The 2,129-nt window shown below is 46.3% G+C and carries 3 protein-coding genes and 1 pseudogene; all 4 read right to left on the bottom strand.

Annotated features, from left to right (window positions below; translation table 11 throughout):
* Positions 1-75: pseudogene (locus RMO84_RS00470) on the bottom strand (NADH-quinone oxidoreductase subunit K); the annotation flags it as partial.
* Between the two features lie 264 nt (positions 76-339).
* Positions 340-939 (bottom strand): NADH-quinone oxidoreductase subunit J, encoded by a 600-nt coding sequence (locus RMO84_RS00465; protein WP_310486445.1) that lies wholly within the window; start codon positions 937-939, stop codon positions 340-342.
* Positions 940-1,011: 72 nt separating this feature from the next.
* Positions 1,012-1,575: an NAD(P)H-quinone oxidoreductase subunit I gene (ndhI, locus tag RMO84_RS00460; protein ID WP_310486446.1), complete on the bottom strand. Its 564-nt coding sequence runs from the start codon at positions 1,573-1,575 to the stop codon at positions 1,012-1,014.
* 165 nt (positions 1,576-1,740) lie between these two features.
* A partial coding sequence (locus RMO84_RS00455) for an NADH-quinone oxidoreductase subunit H (RefSeq protein WP_310486444.1) occupies positions 1,741-2,129 on the bottom strand: 389 nt, incomplete at its 5' end.

Here is a 2,129-nt window from a genome sequence, read left to right as displayed (position 1 = left end):
CACCACCAATCCATAAATGCCAATACAAAATAGCGCGGCAGCTAAAATCAAAAAATATTGTAATTGCAACATGATTTAAGTAGTAATTATTCTAAAAATTTCCGGTTCGGGTGTGCGTATCGATCGTGTTAAACATTCAGCGATCGGCTAAAAGTGGGTGTAAATATTTATTAAACAGATAATGCCTAAAACCTAGATGGTGGGCACTGCCTACCCTAAGTTTTCTAAACGCTACTACGCTTTCTATATCCGCTCGGTGCGTTACGGTACGCCATAACACACCCTACAATATTCGATCGACTATCAATTATCAACTATCAATTATCAACTATCAATCATCTACTTATCCACTCCCGCCAACTCGCGCGGACGCTCTGGTAGTGTGAGGCTATCTGGTGTCGAAGTTACCCCAGAGACAGTATTGGGCAAGAAATCGCGACGAGCGAGAATAATTGCGCCTACCATCGCCATCAATAACAGCACCGAAGCTAGCTCGAATGGTAATAGGAAATCAGTGAAAAAGTGCTTGGCGATCGGCACGATCGAACCAGTCATCGGAGCTGTTAATGTGGAAAGTTTCCACGGTGTAATCAGCGAAACCGTACTTAAAAGTGCAAAAATGCCTACACAAACTAAAGCCGTTGCGCCCTGACGCACCCAGCCATTTTTCATTGGCGTGAAATCTTCGCGCTTGTTCACCAACATGATTGCGAAGAGAATCAACACATTCACGGCACCAACGTAGACCAAGATCTGCGCTGCCGAGACAAAATCAGCATTGAGCAGAATATAGATACCTGCGATGCTAATAAATACTCCGCCTAATAAAAAGGCTGAGTAAACAATATTCGCAAACAGAACTACGCCTAAAGCAGCTCCCAACATTAGCAGTGAGAGAATTCCGAATGTGACTAACTGAACGCCTTCAGCAATTTGCATGTTTGTTATGGATGAGTTGTGCTCGAATCTGAAAAAACTTTAGTGTTGCCGATGGCTTCAAGCTATCAGCAGTTAGCCATCGCTATTGCTGTTAGCGCGTTGGGAGCCAGCCGGTAGATCGTGAGGTTCCATCACACCTTTGGGCAGATAAGCCATCGTCCGCAGTGCCGTAACCATCGGATCGTCAGTCACTTTCGTCGGCAGACGTCCGAGCGCAACACTGTCATAGTTGAGATTGTGTCGATCGAATGTCGCCATCTCATATTCTTCGGTCATGGACAGACAATTAGTCGGACAATATTCGACACAATTGCCGCAGAAGATACACACGCCAAAATCGATACTGTAGCTATTGAGTTTCTTTTTCTTGCTAGCTTTATCAAATTCATAGTCAACGACGGGTAGGTTAATCGGACATACCCGCACGCAGACTTCGCAAGCGATACATTTGTCAAATTCAAAATGAATCCGTCCCCGAAATCGTTCGGAGGGAATCAGCTTTTCATAAGGATACTGAACGGTTACTGGTCGCCGCTGCATGTGATCGAAAGTCACAGCCAGTCCTTGACCGATATACTTAGCAGCTTGTGCTGTTTCTTTACCGTAATCGACAACTTGTTTGAGGAATTTCAGCATGGGGAGTTGGGAGTTGGGAGTGCGGAGTTGGGAGTTGGGAGTTGGGAGTTGGGAGTTGGGAGCGGGGATTTGGGAGTTGGGAGTTTGTGCTACTTGTTTCTCTACAAGCTCTCTCTTATTTTCATCTTTTCTCCTAACTCCCAACTCCGCACTCCGAACTGTATATCAGCCACCAAAAGCATTTGGAAATGCAAGCTTCAGTGCGGCGGTAATAAGTAAGTTAGCTAGTGCTACTGGGAGCAGGAATTTCCAACCGAGATTGAGGAGTTGGTCGATGCGGACGCGGGGGACTGTCCAGCGGGTGAGGATAGCGATAAAGACTAAGAAATAGGCTTTGAAGATCGTCATCGCAATACCTAGTGAGGCATCGACAACTTGTACCCAGGAGGTTGACGGATCGACCCCGATCGCATTGCTCAATAACTCGATCGGAATCGGACTCGACCAACCACCGAGATAGAGGATGGCGACCAGCAGTGCCGACAGGACGAGGTTAACGTAAGAAGCAATGTAGAACAGGGCAAATTTCATCCCCGAATATTCGGTCTGATAGC

This window comes from Chamaesiphon sp. VAR_69_metabat_338 (genome assembly GCF_031423935.1).
Classification (GTDB): Bacteria; Cyanobacteriota; Cyanobacteriia; order Cyanobacteriales; family Chamaesiphonaceae; genus Chamaesiphon.
The sequence above is the reverse complement of the archived record's forward strand: the minus strand, read 5'-3'. Positions and strand labels throughout refer to the sequence as shown.